The sequence below is a fragment of the Deinococcus sp. Arct2-2 genome, from assembly GCF_004801315.1.
Lineage (GTDB): Bacteria > Deinococcota > Deinococci > Deinococcales > Deinococcaceae > Deinococcus.
In genome coordinates this window covers 109,550-126,043 of the sequence record NZ_SSNW01000007.1, presented here as the reverse complement: position 1 = coordinate 126,043, position 16,494 = coordinate 109,550, and the positions used below count along the sequence as shown (strand labels likewise).

At 64.6% G+C, this 16,494-nt stretch carries 9 protein-coding genes; 8 read left to right on the top strand and 1 reads right to left on the bottom strand.

Features of this window, described 5'->3' with window-relative positions:
• Positions 1-1,361: 1,361 nt before the first annotated feature.
• The 4 genes from E7T06_RS05370 to E7T06_RS05355 all read left to right on the top strand — a co-directional run bounded on the left by E7T06_RS05370 (position 1,362) and on the right by E7T06_RS05355 (position 10,897).
• The gene (locus tag E7T06_RS05370) at positions 1,362-2,345 is read left to right on the top strand and encodes an IS4 family transposase (protein WP_136364807.1); all 984 of its coding nucleotides are present in this window, start codon (positions 1,362-1,364) and stop codon (positions 2,343-2,345) included.
• 121 nt (positions 2,346-2,466) lie between these two features.
• On the top strand, positions 2,467-4,155 hold the full coding sequence (locus E7T06_RS05365) for a hypothetical protein (RefSeq protein ID WP_136364801.1): 1,689 nt from the start codon (positions 2,467-2,469) through the stop codon (positions 4,153-4,155).
• Complete coding sequence (locus E7T06_RS05360) at positions 4,143-5,414, top strand: hypothetical protein (protein WP_136364800.1); 1,272 nt, start codon at positions 4,143-4,145, stop codon at positions 5,412-5,414. The genes E7T06_RS05365 and E7T06_RS05360 overlap by 13 nt, the downstream gene beginning before the upstream one ends.
• The gene (locus tag E7T06_RS05355) at positions 5,411-10,897 is read left to right on the top strand and encodes a DEAD/DEAH box helicase (RefSeq protein WP_136364799.1); all 5,487 of its coding nucleotides are present in this window, start codon (positions 5,411-5,413) and stop codon (positions 10,895-10,897) included. The genes E7T06_RS05360 and E7T06_RS05355 overlap by 4 nt, the downstream gene beginning before the upstream one ends.
• A 129-nt stretch (positions 10,898-11,026) precedes the next feature.
• On the opposite strand, the gene E7T06_RS05350 is transcribed toward E7T06_RS05355, so the two are convergent.
• Entirely contained in the window at positions 11,027-12,031 is a 1,005-nt protein-coding gene (locus tag E7T06_RS05350; protein ID WP_136364798.1) for a hypothetical protein, read from the bottom strand.
• A 221-nt stretch (positions 12,032-12,252) separates the two neighbouring features.
• Between E7T06_RS05350 and E7T06_RS05345 the strand changes: the two genes are divergently transcribed.
• The 4 genes from E7T06_RS05345 (at position 12,253) to csm3 (ending at position 16,492) form a co-directional block, all read left to right on the top strand.
• Positions 12,253-13,050, top strand: a complete 798-nt coding sequence (locus tag E7T06_RS05345) for a hypothetical protein (RefSeq protein WP_240740861.1) — start codon at positions 12,253-12,255, stop codon at positions 13,048-13,050.
• A gap of 117 nt (positions 13,051-13,167) precedes the next feature.
• Complete coding sequence (locus tag E7T06_RS05340) at positions 13,168-15,195, top strand: hypothetical protein (RefSeq protein WP_136364797.1); 2,028 nt, start codon at positions 13,168-13,170, stop codon at positions 15,193-15,195.
• A gap of 2 nt (positions 15,196-15,197) precedes the next feature.
• Positions 15,198-15,644 carry a type III-A CRISPR-associated protein Csm2 gene (gene csm2 / locus E7T06_RS05335; RefSeq protein ID WP_136364796.1) on the top strand — a complete coding sequence of 149 codons (447 nt, stop codon included), beginning with the start codon at positions 15,198-15,200 and terminating at the stop codon, positions 15,642-15,644.
• A 2-nt stretch (positions 15,645-15,646) separates the two neighbouring features.
• Complete coding sequence (gene csm3 / locus E7T06_RS05330) at positions 15,647-16,492, top strand: type III-A CRISPR-associated RAMP protein Csm3 (protein WP_136364795.1); 846 nt, start codon at positions 15,647-15,649, stop codon at positions 16,490-16,492.
• Positions 16,493-16,494: the final 2 nt, after the last annotated feature.

The window sequence follows — 16,494 nt, the reverse complement described above, 5'->3', positions numbered from 1 at the left end:
CTACAAAGTAGTGCACCATGTTGCAAATGAACTTGCCCCGTGAGGGGATTGAAACTAGAACTCCGCGTGCATGGCCTTGCCGGAGCGGATGTTGCAAATGAACTTGCCCCGTGAGGGGATTGAAACTCATGCTTGATCGTGATTTGCACGCCGTTGTAAGCGAAGTTGCAAATGAGGTTGCCCCGCCAGGGGATTGAAACTCGTGATAGGTGAGCGTGCGCATTGCGAAGCGTCCGTTGCAGATGCAGTTGCCCCGCCAGGGGATTGAACCCAATAGGCGTAACACGTCCCCCAAGAGAGGCCAGCTGTTGCAGATTAAGTTGCCCCGTGAGGGATTAAAACACCTCCCATACGCCCTGAACGGAAGTAGCAACCTATGTGGCAGATGAAATACGCTGTCAGGGGATTGAAATACCTGCTTGACTTGGCTTTGATTCGACTTCATGCCGTGTTGCAGAGGAAGTTGCCCCGTCAGGGGATTGAAACCTGAAGCTGAGGGGGACAATGTCATGGATGCTGATGGTTGCAGATGAAGTTGCCCCGTCAGGGGATTGCAACGCCCAGACGTAGCGGCTATCTGTGCCTTTGAGCAATAATTGCAAATGAACTTGCCCCGTGAGGGGATTGAAACCGCACCGTCTCAGCGCGTACCTCTACTACAACATTCTGTCGCAAATGAACTTGCCCCGTGAGGGGATTGAAACGGGATATGGCGGCTCCAAATGTTGCCGCCGTCTGCGGGAGTTATACCTTGTGTTGCCCCGTGAGGGGATCGAAACGTGACGTGCACGAGGCCTTTGAACACTTTGGTGCACAAGTACACCTGATGTTGTCCCGTGAGGGAATTGAAACTTGCCGATGTACTCCTCGCGCCAGCCGAGCACTATATGTTGCACCCGAAGTTGCCCCGTAAGGGGATTGAAATATGGCCTCATGCCGCTCAACTGTCACGCGGGTTGCACCTGAAATTGCCCCGTGAGGGGTGTGGGCCTCACCCGATTTGCGTAGGTCTAGTTAAGCGACTTGAGCTTGCCTCTCTGCCTTAACGGGTGTCAAGCAGAGGAGCGTCGAATGAAATCGCTTGCAGGTGTGATTGACCTGTCCATCAATCAACTCGCGTTCACCTTGTGTGCGAGACTCCTCAGTAGGTGACAACTTCAGATTAGCTACGTCCCAGACGGCGAAAAATGCCAGTCGCCCCCATCAAGCTTGATGGGGGCGACTGGCAGCGTTCTCCTGAAGGTGTGAAATCAACAGCATCCGCTTCCCAGCAGGCGACCGCACTGACCCGGCACTTCAAAGCACACGCGAGCCATCTGCGCATCGATACGCTCCAGCGCTTGATTGACGTCGTGTTGGCCATGATTGCGGCCAAGAGCGTCAACCATCATGACCTGAGTGCTCATCTGCCAGGGGTCAGCACACCAAGCGCAAAGAAGCGACGCGCCGACCGCACGTTCAGGGATGACCAGCTGAATACGGCGTTTTTCATCGCCCTGCTCGTCGCCCATCTCCCGCCAGGCAAAGTGTTGATGAGCCTGGACCGCACGAATTGGGAGCATGGGGAAACGCCGATCAACGTTCTGGTGCTTGGCGCCGTGGTTCACGGCTTCACCATCCCCCTGATTTGGACGCCCTTGGATCAGGCGGGGAACAGTCATACCTACGCTCGGATGTGGCTGGTCTTGAAACTCCTGCAGGCCCTGCCAGCGAAACGCTGGTTGGGCCTGGTCGCCGACCGGGAGTTCATCGGGGCCGAGTGGTTCCGCTTTCTCAGGCGCACAGGAATCAAGCGTGCCATCCGCATCAGGCACAGCGACCTGATTGACGACATGCGGGGGGGAGACTGGTTTGAACACGTCCAACACGGCCATTTTCATGAGATTGACGAGAAGGTCGTCGTGTTCGGGGAGTTGATGCGGGTGGTGGCGACGAGGTCTCCGACTGGAGACCTCGTGATCATCGCGACCGATTTCAGCGCCCGGAAAACGTGGAAGCTCTACAAACTTCGCTGGTCGGTGGAATGCACTTTTAGCAGCTTCAAGTCACGGGGCTTCGACCTGGAACGGACAGGCATCACAGATGCTGTCCGTCTACAACGGCTGTTCGGACTGGTCACCCTGGCCTGGATATTCTGCCTGCGACTCGGAGTCTGCCTGAACCAGAGCCAACCGATCCCCGTCCTCAAACACGGTCATAAAGCCGTGAGCCTAGTCCGACGTGGTGCTCAACATCTCGTGGATGCCCTGCGCTGGAAACCCGAGCAATTTAGGATTTTTCTTGAACTGCTGACGCAACCTTTTTCCGCGCTAGGAGCGGCTGGAAGTGAAGTTGTCACCTACTGAGGCGAGACTCACTTCACCTGCTGGAAATTGGTGCCTATACAGTCTGATCCCCGGAAGGTTGCCCTTTCCTATCCCACCCACTAGGGGGTGCGGCACATTCGCTTCCGCGTTCACTGCCGGTATGACATACAGGAGTATGGCGGGCTATTACGAGTGGAATACAGCGCTGATCGAGCATGTCACGCACGGCGCACCGGTGGGCAGTACGGTGTACCTGGAAGTCAGCGACGAGACCCTGAACCGGGTCGGCATCCAGCGGTGGGGCTCTCCCCCCGACAACCGAACCTGGCGAGAAGACTTTCTGGCCACCGTGCAGGACAACTGCACTTCGGGTGAACGGGTGGCAACCGACTGGCTGCTGTCCAGCACCCCTCAAGCCCCTCCTCTGGGCGTGGCCTTCCTGGGGGCCATGGTACTGGCGGCATCAAATATGGCCACAGACGCCCAGGGCCAGCTGCACGAGCGGAACTACTTTCGGCGGCTGTCCGACGTGTTGGGCGTGCCGCTGGGGTCGCAGGGACGGCCCCCAGGTCTGCCAACAGGCGCGGAAGAACCCCTCTGGCGGGACTGGCTGGTTTACCTGCGCTCGCGGGGCCTGGACAGCACGGCCAAGGGCGGCGAGGGTCCCCGGCGGTTCATTGCCTACCCCATCAGCCAGACGCTGATTCCGGAAGGGGAACGGCGGCGGCTGCGCCGGTTGATCTCAGAACGCGGCTACCCGGCAGGCTGGGACGGAGAAACGCTGGCCTCCCGGCTGCGAGCCGACGGTCTCCCCAGCACCAAGTTGCGCGAGCTGCTCTCCCGAACTGGAGCGGCCGCAGAAGACGTGCAGATGTCCCTGCTGGACGTCTTGCAGGGGGTTCACGCTGCCGGAGAGGAACAGGAAGAAGGGCACCGCCTGACGCTGGGCGCCCGTCAGCTGGTCGCCGGACTGTACCGGGAAGAACACTGGCGAACGGGAGAAGCGGAGTACCGCCTGTTTCCGCGGCAGCCGCGGGGCATCCGTCTGGCCGAGATGGCCGTTCACTTCTCCTGGGGCCCAGAAGCCCTCAAGCTCGAACGCCCCGGGTTCTACCAGCCGCTCGGTGAAGTGACGCCCGCAGAGCTGAAGGCGGGCATGAGGTATGAGGTGACGGGCAGCCCGTTTATCGACGCCCTGGTCCTGCCGGCCCGCGACTACTGGGTGCTGCGTCAGGATCCGGAAGCCCAGGGGCTGTATGCGTCCCTGGGCACCCCCGGCGTGGGAGAGCACCTGCTGCTGCTCCTCCGGGACAACCTGCTGGCTGATCTGCAGCGCTTTCAGGAAGCCGAATTGGTGTATTGGCCGGGTCGGCCCGAACCGTTGGGAGACGGCTGGCTCGAAATCCGCGAGCTGATGGTCATCGGCAACCACTGGGATGAGGTGCCGGCAGGCGCTGCCCGGGCACTGCACGAGGCCTTGCGGCCCCCCGGCGGCGTCAGCGTGCACCTCGAGGGAGGCGTCCGGGCAGAGCGGGGCGGGGCGTACCTGGCGGGGGCCGCTCCCGCCGTGCGGGTGATGTCCTTCGCGCTGGACGCACATCTGCGCATCTGCCGCGGAGATCAGGAGATCTTTGCCGCCAGCGTGCCCCCGGGCGACGTGGTGCGGGTGCCCTTCGATGAGCCAGGCACCTATGACCTGGTTGCCGAATCCCGGGGGGTTCAGGCCCTGCGCACCGTCCGCGTGGTGGGCTGGGAAGAGTTGAGGGCCGCTTCCATTGAACTGAATGGGGCCGGCGGAACAGAGGTCAATGGACGGCGGATCTGGGGGGCACACGTATGGGAACAGTAGGATCAGGAGGCAAGGTAGGGTCAGCGGCGGGGTGGGGCACGGCCCGCTGGTTCCGGGCCTACACCGCCTACGGCAAGGCGCCGCAGGTCATTGATGACGTCGCCCGCTTTGTTCGCCGGGAAGACCTGACGGAGTCGGTGATCAGCCTGCGGGTCGAGCGGGGCGCAGACAAGGAGTTTTTGCTGTTCCTCACGCTGCAAACGGAGCAATGGGGCGAATTGACAGAGGCCTTGGAAGACGCCCTGCCGACCTGCCGTCACCTGCGGTCTCCGGTGGGAACGGCCTATAGCCTGGAAGAGATTGAGACCATGGCTTCGGGCGACTTGCAGATCAAGGCCCTGGGGCAATGTCTGGAATACCGCCGGGTGGTCAGGGAAACCCACGAAGACCCCTTTGAGATTGAGGCCCGGGTGCTGGCCAGAGACGCCGAATTGCCCGCCGGCGCAGGAGAGCGGCTGCTGTGGTGCCTCTCCGCCGCGGGGAACGGATCCTGGGCAGCGCTGCGGGCGGCCTGTCAGGCCCTTGGAGTGGCGGACGCAGGTCTGGCCAGCCGTCTGGCCCGCCACCTGCGGCTGCTGGGACATCTGGACATCACCTCAGATGGCAGCTGGACCGTGGCTCCCCCGGCTGTCGTGACGGTCTCCGGGCCGGACGGAAGTGTCCAGCCGTTCCTGGTCGGGGCGCGCGACAGCCGACTCCAGGCCGGCGACCGGCGGGAGGGTCAGCCTGGGGGACCAGACCGCGTGTTGGTGGGCGAGCCAGAAGGTCGCCCGACGCTGCTCGATCCCGCCTACCAGCTGGCCGAGGCCCTGCCGGACACCGCTGGATTCCTGAGCACCCTGGGGACAGTGGGGAGCGTGAACGAGCGGGCTCTGCAGCTCAAACACTTCGATGGCCAGCGTTTTGAAGCCTGCACCAGCCTGGACGCTGCTGGACTCTACGAACTCACGTCCCCAGATGGCCGGATCATCCACGCCCTGCGGGACGGCGCACTCTGGCGGCGCGGGGAGTTCTTTGCGCTGCGGTTCCTCGCGCTGGGGCAGATGGGCTTGCTCGGCTCCTGGCGGTATGACGCCCAGGCCCACGAACTCGCGCTGCGCCACGAGGAACGCCCCCCTGAGCTGTACGAGCGGGCGCTGGTGCTGTGCAGTGGCCTGTTGCCGGAGCACCGGGGAGGCTGGCTGGTGTACCGCGCGGTGCCGCTGGCCGTGGCCCAGAGTCTCGCGAACCGTTTAGAACTTGGACTGGAGACACTGTGAACGACCTCCTGGGCCTGCATGCCCGCCTCGAGCACATCTACAGCATGTATGTGGAGAGTGCTTTTCCCCTGCGGGATCCCGATCTGCGCCGGGAACGCCGCGCCCTGCTGGCCCAACCCGGCATGCTGGCCCAGGAACCGCTGGTGGAACCGGTGGCCGCCTACACCAGCAGTGGCCAGACCCTCGCGCAGGCGGCGGCGGGCCTGCCCGGGGCCCGGGCCGACCTGGCGCAGCTGGCCGGTTCCCTCTTCCCGGCGGACTTGCCCCTCTACGCCCACCAGCATCAAGCCCTGATCCAGGGGGCGGTGCACGGCCGTGACCTGGTGGTGACGACCGGCACCGGCTCCGGCAAGACCGAAGCCTTTTTGCTGCCGCTGCTCGCGGAAATTGCCCGCGAAAGCGCCGACTGGGCCCCGATGGGCTCCCCCGCGCCTGAGCGGGAATGGTGGCGGCACGGGGAAACCCGGCAGGGCTCCCAGTGGGCGCATGCCCAGCGTCCAGCGGCCGTCCGGGCACTGATGCTCTACCCGCTCAATGCCCTGGTGGAAGATCAGCTCAAACGGCTGCGGGGCGTCCTGAACGCACCTGCGACGCGGGCCTGGCTGGATCAGGCGCGGGGCGGCAACCGCGTGACGTTCGGGCGCTACACCGGTCTCACCCCCGTTCCAGGCCAGACCACCGGAACCCGGGGCAAGCGCAATATGAAGCGGCTGCGGGGAGAACTGCTGGCCCTCGACGGGCAGTGGGAGGCGCTGAGCGAAGCCGGACAACCTGAACTGCTCGATCATTTCCCTGACCCGTCCGGCGGCGAGATGTGGAGCCGCTGGGACATGCAGGACAGTCCGCCGGACCTGCTGATCACCAACTACTCCATGCTCAACATCATGCTGATGCGCGAGGTGGAAGGCCCGCTGTTCAGCGCCACCCGCGCCTGGCTAGAGGCTGATCCCCGGCACGTCTTTCACCTGATCGTGGACGAGCTCCATGCCTACCGCGGCACCCCCGGCACCGAAGTGTCGTTTATCGTGCGGCTACTGCTCTCCCGCCTGGGCCTCACCCCGGACAGTCCGCAGCTGCGGATCATCGCTACGACCGCCAGCCTGGCAGACAATCCGGCCGGCCGCAAGTTTCTCACGCAGTTTTTCGGGCGGGCCGCCGAGCACTTCGAGTTTATCAGCGGTGAGTTGGTCAGCGAGACCCCAGCGGAGGGAGCAACGCTCGAACCCCACGCGGCGGCGTTCGAGGCGTTCGCCGCTGCCGTGCAGGCCTCTCCGACGGCGCCGCCGGTGCCCGCCGCCATTCCTGCGGCCGCCACCACGGCGCTCGTCGAGGCATTGGGCGGCGTGGTCAGTGGCGATCCTGCGGTGTCTCTGGGCAGCACGCTCTCGACCCTTCAGGCCCCCTCTCTGGTGCGCGGCGCCTGCCAGGACAGCTCCGGGCAGATCCGGGCGACCCGCAGCAGCGTGCTGACCGCGCGCCTGCTGCCGCAGCGGCCAGAAGCACTGCGGGGGCTGCTGCTTGCTCTGGCCAGCGCCCGCACGCCAGAAGGCCGTCCGGCACTGGCCCTGCGGGGGCACCTGTTTTTCCAGAACGTGCAGAACCTGTGGGCCTGCACGGATCCCGCCTGCGTCCCGGACCGGGAAGACCCGCACGAGAAGACCATCGGCCGCCTGCACGACCAGCACCGCCTGGCCTGTGGCTGCGGCAGCCGCGTGCTCGACCTGATTGTCTGTGACGTGTGCGGCGAGGGATTCTACGGCGCCCAGCGCAAGCAGGATGGCCGGGCCACGGAACTCCTCAGTGCCGACCGGCCCGACCTGGAAAGTGCGCCTGAAGGCGACGGCCCCCGCACCTACGGAACCTACGCGGTGCTGTGGCCCGTGCCGTCCCATGAGCGCGAACCTGAGCAGCCCTCCTACTCCTGGACCTCCCGTTCCAGTGGACAGGCGGCCGAAGCGTCCTGGCAGCGGGCGTTTTTTCAGCGGCACACCGGACTGCTGACCCGCACACCGGGGGCGGGCCGGGAACCCGGGATGCAGCCGGTCTGGATCTACACCGTGCAGGCCAGTCACCCGGAGGGCGCGCCGGCCATGCCGCCCATCTGCCCGGCCTGCGACACGGACTTCACCCGGCGAAAGCGCTTTCCGACCCCCCTACGCTCCCACCGCACCGGCTTTCAGAAAGCCGCGCAGGTGCTGGCCAGTTCCCTGATGCGGGAGGTGAGCAGTGACGGCGGCGCCCGCAAGCTGGTGGTCTTCAGTGACAGCCGTCAGGACGCCGCGCGTCTGGCCGCGGGCCTGGAGCGCGACCACTACCGCGACCTGGTGCGGGTGGTGCTGCTGGACGCCCTGCGCGAGTCGGGCCGCGCGCTGGAAGCGGCCGTGCGGGTCCTGGCTGGCCGGACGGCAGACGGGGCCGCCCAGATGCTGGCGATCAATCCAGCGCTGGCCACAGCCCTCGCCACGCCCGCGACTCCCGAAGACCTGGCGCTGTTCCGGATCCACGCGGCCCGCTTTCAGCCCCTGCTGATGACCCTGAGTGATCTGGCGGACGAGGTGATGCAGGCAGACGCTGAAGCGGCCCTGAGGCAGTACCCATCCCGCGTGCCGATCGGGCAACTCCGCGACGCGGTCTTCGCCCGCCTGATCAGCCTGGGCGTCTGCCCCGGGGGCAACACGCGGGGCGCGCTGAGATTCCAGCAAGACCGGGTCTGGAAACCCTGGCAAGACGCGTTTCGCTGGACCCGGACGGCGGTCACCGTCGTTCCCGATTCCAGTTCCCAGCGGCATGAAGAGCGGCTACACCAGCTGCTGATGAGTGAGATCATGGAGGTGCTGTTCACCCACGTCGTCCGCACGCTGGAAAGCGTCGGGCAGGGTCAGGTTCATGTCCCCCTGCCCAGCACGACTCCCGTGCATCTCCAGGAAGCCACTGACGCCGTGGCCCGGTTCCTGGCCGTCAAGCGCCGGCACACCGAGAGCGATTACTCTGTCCCCGGGTCAAAACGGGATCTCCCCAAACCGGTGCGCCTGTACCTGAAGGCCGCGAATGTGGACGAGGCAGCTTTCGTAGAGCGCCTGCTGGCGGGGGGACAGGCCGCAGAAAGCGGCAATGGCCTGAACCTCCGTCCCGACGGTCTCGAGCTGTTGTCTGGCCGCCGGGACGGGTGGCGCTGCCCCACCTGCCGGGCCTTTTACCAACATCCGGCGGCCGGGTTTTGCGTGAACTGTGCCCGCAAGACCGGAACCCAGGAGCGGGTCACCCGCCTGGAGCCGGCTATTTACGAGGACGAACACGACTACTACGCCTACCTGGCGCGCGACTTCGGTCAGCCGTACCGCATGAACGTCGAGGAACTGACGGGACAGACGAACGCGCTGGACCGTCCGGCCCGGCAGCGTCACTTTCAGGAGGTGTTCTTGCCAGGGGAGAAACCTCAGGCCCAGGGGGTCGACCTGCTGAGCGTGACCACCACCATGGAAGCCGGCGTAGACATCGGGTCACTACTGGCAGTGGTGATGAGCAATATGCCCCCGCGCCGCTTCAACTATCAGCAGCGGGTGGGCCGGGCCGGCCGCCGGGGAGCGGGCCTGTCACTGGCCCTGACCTTCTGCCGGGGCCGCACCCACGACGCGTATTACTATCAGCGCCCGGAAAGCATCACGGGCGACGCGCCGCCGCCGCCGTACCTGGACACCGCCCGGCCCACCATCTTCCGCCGCGTCCTGGTCAAGGAGGTGCTGCGCCGCGCCCTGACCGGGCGCCTGCCGGACGACACCCCCGAGAGCGTGCACGGTGAATTCGGCCTCACCGAGCAGTGGCCGCGCCTGCGCCCCGAGGTCGAGCGATTCCTGAAATCTACGGCGGAACGCGCGGCCCTAGAGGCGCTGGCGGTGGCCCTGGCCGCCCACACCGATCAGGCGGATCCCGCCGCCCTGATGAACGAGGTGCTGGGCACACTGGTGACGGAGATCGACGCGGTCGTGGCCAACGAGCGCTACAGCCAGTCGCAACTGAGTGAGCGGCTGGCCGGCGCGGGACTGCTGCCGATGTTCGGCTTTCCCACCCGGGTTCGCAACCTGTTCCTCAGTCCCCTGAACTACCTGGATGGACACTCCAGGGACGCCGACACCATCGACCGGGATCTGGACCTCGCCATCGGGGCCTTCGCGCCGGGGGCCCAGGTGGTGAAGGACAAGATGATTCACACCGTTCAGGGGGTGATGGATGTGCAGCCCAGCGGCCGCGGCCTGCGCACGGGCCCGGGCCTGTATCCCCCCCTCTCCCAGGACAATCCCCTGCTGCTGGGCCTGTGTCAGAGCTGCCAGGCGGTGCACCATCCCCTGCCGCTGCCTGCCAGCCCCGGGGACCGTACGGCCCGCTGTCCCACCTGCGGGGAAGCGGCCGTCAAGGTGCTGGACGCCCGCGAACCCCGCCACTTTTTCACCAACGGGGAGCGCGACGACTACGACGGGCATGTGGAATTCAGTGGACGCTCCACCCGGCCGACCCTGGCCGTCCGGGGCGAGGTGACCCCCACGGCCCAGACCGCCAATGCCCTGCTGACGGCGCGGACCGAAGAACTGCTCACCCACAACGATGGGGGGCGGCTGGGCTTTACCTTCCGTGACCAGCCGGGCTTTCCTGGCGCTTATGTGGCCGACCTGAACACGGGCCCGGCCAGTGGGCGGGCTGCCAGCGGGCGCCGCATTGCCCTGCTCTCCCGCCGGGTGACCGACACCCTGCTGGTGCGGCCAGAACACTGGCCTGCAGGCATCCACGCTCCCACGACCAGTGTGGATGGCCGCGCCGCCTGGTACACCCTGGCCTTTACCCTGCGGACTGCGGCCAGCGCCCTCCTCGACGTGGAACCCGGCGAACTGGATGCAGGACTCTATGTGACGGGCGGAGGCGACGGCACCCAGGGCCACGCGTTCCTGTGTGACCATCTGGAAAACGGGGCCGGCTACGCCACCCACCTGGGACAGGCTGGCGAATTCTCGCGCCTGCTGGAGCATGCCCACTCGGTTCTTGCGCCGGCCTGGGGGACACACGCACCTGCCTGTGACACCAGCTGTGCCCGCTGCCTGCGCGATTACCACAACCTCGCCTACCATCCGCTGCTGGACTGGCGCCTGGCGCTGGACTTTCTGCAGGTGCTGCAAGATCCCACCCGCGCACCCGGGCTGCATGCCGACCAGGCCGGGTTTCCCAATCCCTGGAAGCCACTGGTCTGGGGAGAACAGGCGCCCATTCCTCAGGCCTTGGCGCAGCTGGGGTACGTCCCCCTGGACGTCAGCGAGAGCGTGCCTGCCTTCTTAGAGCAGGAACGTCGCCAGAGCCGGGCATTGTTGATCACGCATCCGCTGTGGACTCCCGACCATCCTGAGGTGCTGGCCGCCCAGGCGGCCCTGCCCAGCGGCACCGAGGTGCGGACGGTCTCCGCGTTCAAACTGCTGCGGCGGCCCAGCGAAGCGCTGTAGACCAGCGGGGCGGTGAAGTGCCCGAATGCAGCAGCCTGAACCGAGTGGGGAGCGGTGTCCCGGCCTGTGCCAGAGGGACATCACTCCTGGATCAGGCTGGCCGTCCGGAGCAGCCGATGGATGCACCTCTCAGTGGATGTACCAGCCCACCTCGAGGCCGAACCGTTCCCAGATCACCTGCGCGAACGCTGCCCCATAACTTTTGCTCACCTCATAGATGAGCCTCCCCGACGGTGCCTGGGGCAGATGTTCCAGCTTAATCTCTGGATCCTGGGCCAGCACCAGCATGACCTCGGCAGGCGCCAGGCCGTAGTTCAGAGCCCAGGCGCGCACCCGCACGTCTGGATCAGTCCACAACCGGGCTTTTGCTGCTGCAGAGAGGGTATGCCGCGACAGCAGGTGCTGGCGCAGGACGATATCTCCGCCTTCATAGGCCTGCTCCAGCAGCTGTTCCAGCACAGGAACAGGGGTGGCCCAGCAGCAGGCCAGAGCAGTGGTGAGCGGGGGGTGGTTCCACGACAACAGGCGGGTCGCCTCTGCCAGATGGTCTCCAGGCAACCGGAAGCGCCAGCTGAGGTAGTTCTCCAAGAAGTCCTGATCCGCCTGTAAGAAGGCGGGATTGCTGGTCATGCGCTGCATCAGGTCGGTGTAGAACCAGACCACGGCCTCTTCAAGCGCACCGCCGTCAACACCCTGGAGCCCCAGCTCTTCTCCCAACTCATCGGCCAGCTCACGTGAGACCGTGATCTGGTCAGCGTCCATCAAGTTTCTCACGAGGGTATAGCGGTGGTCTAGGGAAATGAGTGAACGCCAGCCCACAGGGTTCACAGCCTTCCAGGGAAACAGAAGCCCTGGGTGGGCAGCGGGGTCAACAGGGAAATAGTCGGGGTGACGCAACACGGCCTCCAGAACAGTGACTGAACCCTGTTCTGCGGCGGCCTGAAGCTCCACGGGGCTCCACCATGGAACGGCCTGAGCCTCCCCCATCACCTCCACGTCTGCCCGCAGGATTCGCCGCACCGTTCGGGTGAGGCAGGGATTGTCCAGTAAGGCCAGTTTTGATTCCCGATTGCCTTCTCGCGCCACTTTCAGCATGGCCTTCTCAGTCAGGAGCAGACGCGGGTCACCGAACATGCCTCTATTCTCTCCGGAAAAACGCGACAGGGGAGCGCAGAACTACTTTTGTTTCTGCTTCTAGAGTGATTTTGGGTCTTGGCTCTCCAGGCCGGTTAGAGGCCAGCAGCGTTTGGAGTTCTTTGCCAGATGCTCGGTTCGGGCGGGATTCACCTGAATCTGTGCCCCTCCAGGTTCTGTGGTCTCAGCCTCCAGCCCCCTCCCCCTGTGCCATTTGGCCGATGCTGCCGCAGCCTGAACCCGCTAGGGTGGGTCTTGACGCTCCGGCCCACGCGGAGATGCCAAGCCGCGTCCCCACCGATCCAGACCACCACCAACGCCGTCAGACGGCGGCCCTGATTACAGGGGCCGAAGCAGAACGTGCGGCTTTTCTTGACGGCCTGCTGGAAGATGCCGACTTGTGTCAGGGCGCCCGCCGGGGGTTCTTGAAACTCCTCCAGAGGCAGGGCGTTTCCGGAGCGCTGTTCACCCTGGCGGCCGAGGATGCCCTGTGCACCGTTTTGCGGGCGGCCTTCCGGAGACTGGACGCCTTACTGCAGTGGGACGCGGCCCAGGCCCCCCTTGCCGCCTGGTGGGGCCAGCAAGCGCTCTTTGAATTCAACAACGACGGCCGCAGACAGGCAGAGAAACAAAGCGGCTACTGGCGCTCATCAGGAGACACATACGTCCTGGGCACCGACCACGTCCTGACGGATGAGGGGGAATGGCAGCTCCTGGACTGGGCGGATGAGCAGGCCGATCCGGCTGACGGGTATGAACGCAGGACTGCCCCAGCGGAACTGGAGCGGCTCCTGAGGCTGGCCAGTGATTCTCAGGCCGCCCAGTGGCTGCGGGTGTGGTTGGCGGCCGATGCCCTACATGAAGAGCAGCCCCTCACCGTGAGTCATGGGACGGCGCAGCTGGTCTGGCGACACGGTCAACAGCAGACTGTGGCGGCCACAGAGGGGGTCAGCACCCGCACGCTCCGCACCCGGACCCGCCGGGTCGAACAGATGTTGTCGGTGGTGGTGGGCCAGTGATGCTCACTTCCGCATACGCTCGAGCTCAGTCATACCTATAGTGGGGAAGCCTTCTTGGCCTCTCCACATCCTGTTCACATCTGAAGCACACAGATTTTATCTCTAGAAAGGGGCACGATGGAACAAACAGTACAGGCGCTCCTCCGGCATCTGCGGAGCGGCAAAGCACAGGGACTTGACGTCCTGTTTCAGAGACTGGGGGAAGCCGGAGCCTACCGGACGGCTTCCCTCCGGTATCCGCTGGTGGAAAATCAGCCTCTCATCCCCACCTTTCCGGGAACGACCTCTCAATCCAAATTGCTGGCGGATGCCTTGGAAAAGCACTTGAAGCAGGCCCACACTCCAGAAGCCCAGTTCACGCTGCTTGAGCGCTTTGGTGGCTTTGTGGCCGCCCAGAACACCGCCGGGCAGGAAGTGGGTGGGGTCTCCTGGTTTGATCAGGTGCGGCTGGACGCCGCACTCAATACCTGCGGCGAGCAGGTTTTGGTCGTCCGGGCCGATCTGAGCGGAATCCAAGACTTTATCTACCGGGTAGAGTCCGACAAGGCCCTCAAGTCGCTGCGGGCGCGGTCGTTTTACCTCGAACTCTTGGCGGTTCACGCCCTGCGGCACTTGCTGACGTTGTGCAGCGTGACGCGGGCCAACGTTGCCTACTTGGGGGGCGGGGGCTTTCAGCTGTACCTTCCGGCTCACTGCGAGGATCAAGTTCGGGCCTACACCCAGCGCTTTGATGACTGGCTGTGGGACGCCCACCAGGGCGCCCTGGGGTTCTCGTTGGCCCTGATCAGCGTCAGCCGCGCGGAAGCCGAAGGGGCGGGAGACTTCCAGCGTGACCTCGCGGAGCAGTTGAGTGCTCAGAAAGCCCGCCGCCGCCGGGGGAAATTGAGTGCAGTCTTTGCCGAGGTGACCAGTCCTCAAGAGCGCCTGGCCCAAGAAGAGCAACTGGCCGACGCCTTGGTGGCGTTTGGGGGCCTGTTGCCCCGCGCCACCCATATTGAAATCCGGATGCCTCAGGACATTGAGGGCCGGGGGTGGGTCGTGCTGCATGACCGCGCCTACCGTCCACTGCGCCAGGGACCTGCTACTCCGCTGCCCGCTGAGCGTCTCGCCCTCAACTCGTTTGAGGATGGAGACGCTTTTCCGCTGATGACTGGCAATTATGTCACCCGGGTCTTGGACGTGCCGGGGTCTCTGCGGCTCTTGGCCGAGGAGGAGAACAGCAGGAGTGTAGCCACCCACGAACAACTGGCGGATCTGGCCCTGGGTCAGCCCCGCTTGGCGTTGTTCCGCTGTGACGCCGACAACATGGGGACGTACTTTTCCGGCGGCATTCCCGGCCACAGCGCAGCGCGGCACGCCACCCTTTCGCGGCTGCTCAGCCTGTTTTTTCAGGGTTACGTCAACGCCATCTGTGCCCAGAGGGGAGCTCTCCTGCCAGGCATCCCACAGGCCGAGCGCAGCGCCGAAGCGGGGCATGGACGTTACCTCAACATCATCTATAGCGGGGGAGACGACGCCGTCGTTGTGGGGGCCTGGAACGAAGTCCTGACCTTCGCCGTCGATCTGCGCCGGGCCTACCGCAAGTTCACGGGCGGCAACGAGAAGTTGGGCCTCAGCGGCGGGGCATTTATTGCCAAGGCCAAATACCCGCTGCTGCGCATGGCCGAGCGGGCCTATGAGGCCGAACAACTCGCCAAGCAAGCCAAGCACCAAGGCGCCGTCGTCAAAGACGGGTTCGTTCCCTTCCTGACGCTCGACGCGCCCGGTGACGATCCGAGGGCGGCCGTGCGCTGGAATGCTTTCGCTGCTCTAGACGATTCGGGCACTGGCCTGGATCACACGCTGAACGTGCTCTCTGCGTTCTTGGCACTGGGCAGCAAAGCCAACTCCGTCAGTGGCATTGAGTTGACCACCAAGCGGGCGTTCCTGTGGAAGCTGCAAGCCTTTGCCGAACGGGAGGGAGACGCCTGGCGGTTGCCGCTGCTGCATTACGCCCTGGCGCGGGCCACGCCGCCTGCCGATCAGCACACAGAGTGGCAGAACCTTCAGCGCGTCCTGCTTCAGAAATCGACCTGGGATCACCTCGGCCACGTGCTGGGTTTTCTGCATCTCGCCCGCCCCAGTGCCGGGGAAAGGAAGGATTGAGCATGACTTGGACACAGGACTTTCAGGCAGCCCGCAAAGAGGCCCAGAGCCTGAGCGACATTGAAGATTTCAGCACCCTGGTGAAGCTGGCCGAAACTGTTGGGCAAGCCTTGCAGCGCGATGACGTGAGTAGTCGACAACTGCGGGTGCTGCTGTCGGAAACCACGGCTGGAGTCAGCCGCATCCGGCGGGGCCGCACCCTGGGCCTCAGTCTCTCTACCCCCAACCGCGAACAGCAGGACAAGGCAGCCAAGCGGGAGGCAGCCCTGCTCAACATCAGCCTGATCTACAACGCCGGACGCGAGAAAAAGGGGACGCAGAGCATCAAGCTGTTGGCGGATTTGATGGGCAGCATGACCGGCCATGTCAACACCTTTGAGGATTTCAAAGTGCTGCGCAAGTTCAGCGAAGCCATCATCGCCTATTTCAAATTTCATGGAGGCAAATAAACATGGAACGTCAATTCCACGGCAAAATCATCATCGAACTTCCCTTCAAGCTGATGACCGGCACGCACATCGGCAATGCCAATGATGGGTTTGCCATCGGCGGCATTGACAAAGTTGTGGTGCGCGACGCCGTTACCCGCCTTCCCATCGTGCCGGGCAGCAGCCTCAAGGGCAAGCTGCGCTCCATTGTCGAAGCGATGGAGGGCATGGACAAAAAGCAGCCCATGGAACAGGGCAAATGGTACAACCGGGGCCACAGCGACATGTACCGCCACGAGGCCGACACCCGTGAAGAGGCGCTCAAACACGCTGTAGACCGCACCTTCGGCACCACGGGCAAAGGCAGCCGGGACAGCAACCATCCCGCTCGACTGGCCGTGAGCGATGCACAGGTCACGGCAGGCACGGCAGAGGTGCTGTCTGATCTGGAAGGCGACTTCCCCTTCACGGAAATCAAAAGCGAAAACTTCCTCGACCGCATCACCAGCGCGGCCAATCCGCGCAGTTTGGAGCGGGTGCCCGCAGGCAGCGTGTTCGTGAGCCGCCTGACCTACACCGTCGAAGACCTCAGCCAGGTGGAAGCAGATCTCAAGTACGTGTTGGCTGCCCTGCTGTGGCTGGAAGACGACTACATCGGGGGCAACGGCAGCCGGGGCTATGGCCGCGTCCGCTTCGGCAAAGCGCCCCAATTGCCGCTCGATACCATCAGCAGCCTGCCGATCCGGGTCACGGTCAAGTCCCGCAGCTCGTACCTCAGTGACGCGCCTGTTCCAGCGCAGGAGTTTGACAGCATTCAGACGTTGCGGCAGGCGCTGAGCGGCACCCTGCTGCAAGCCCTGCGGGGGTGACG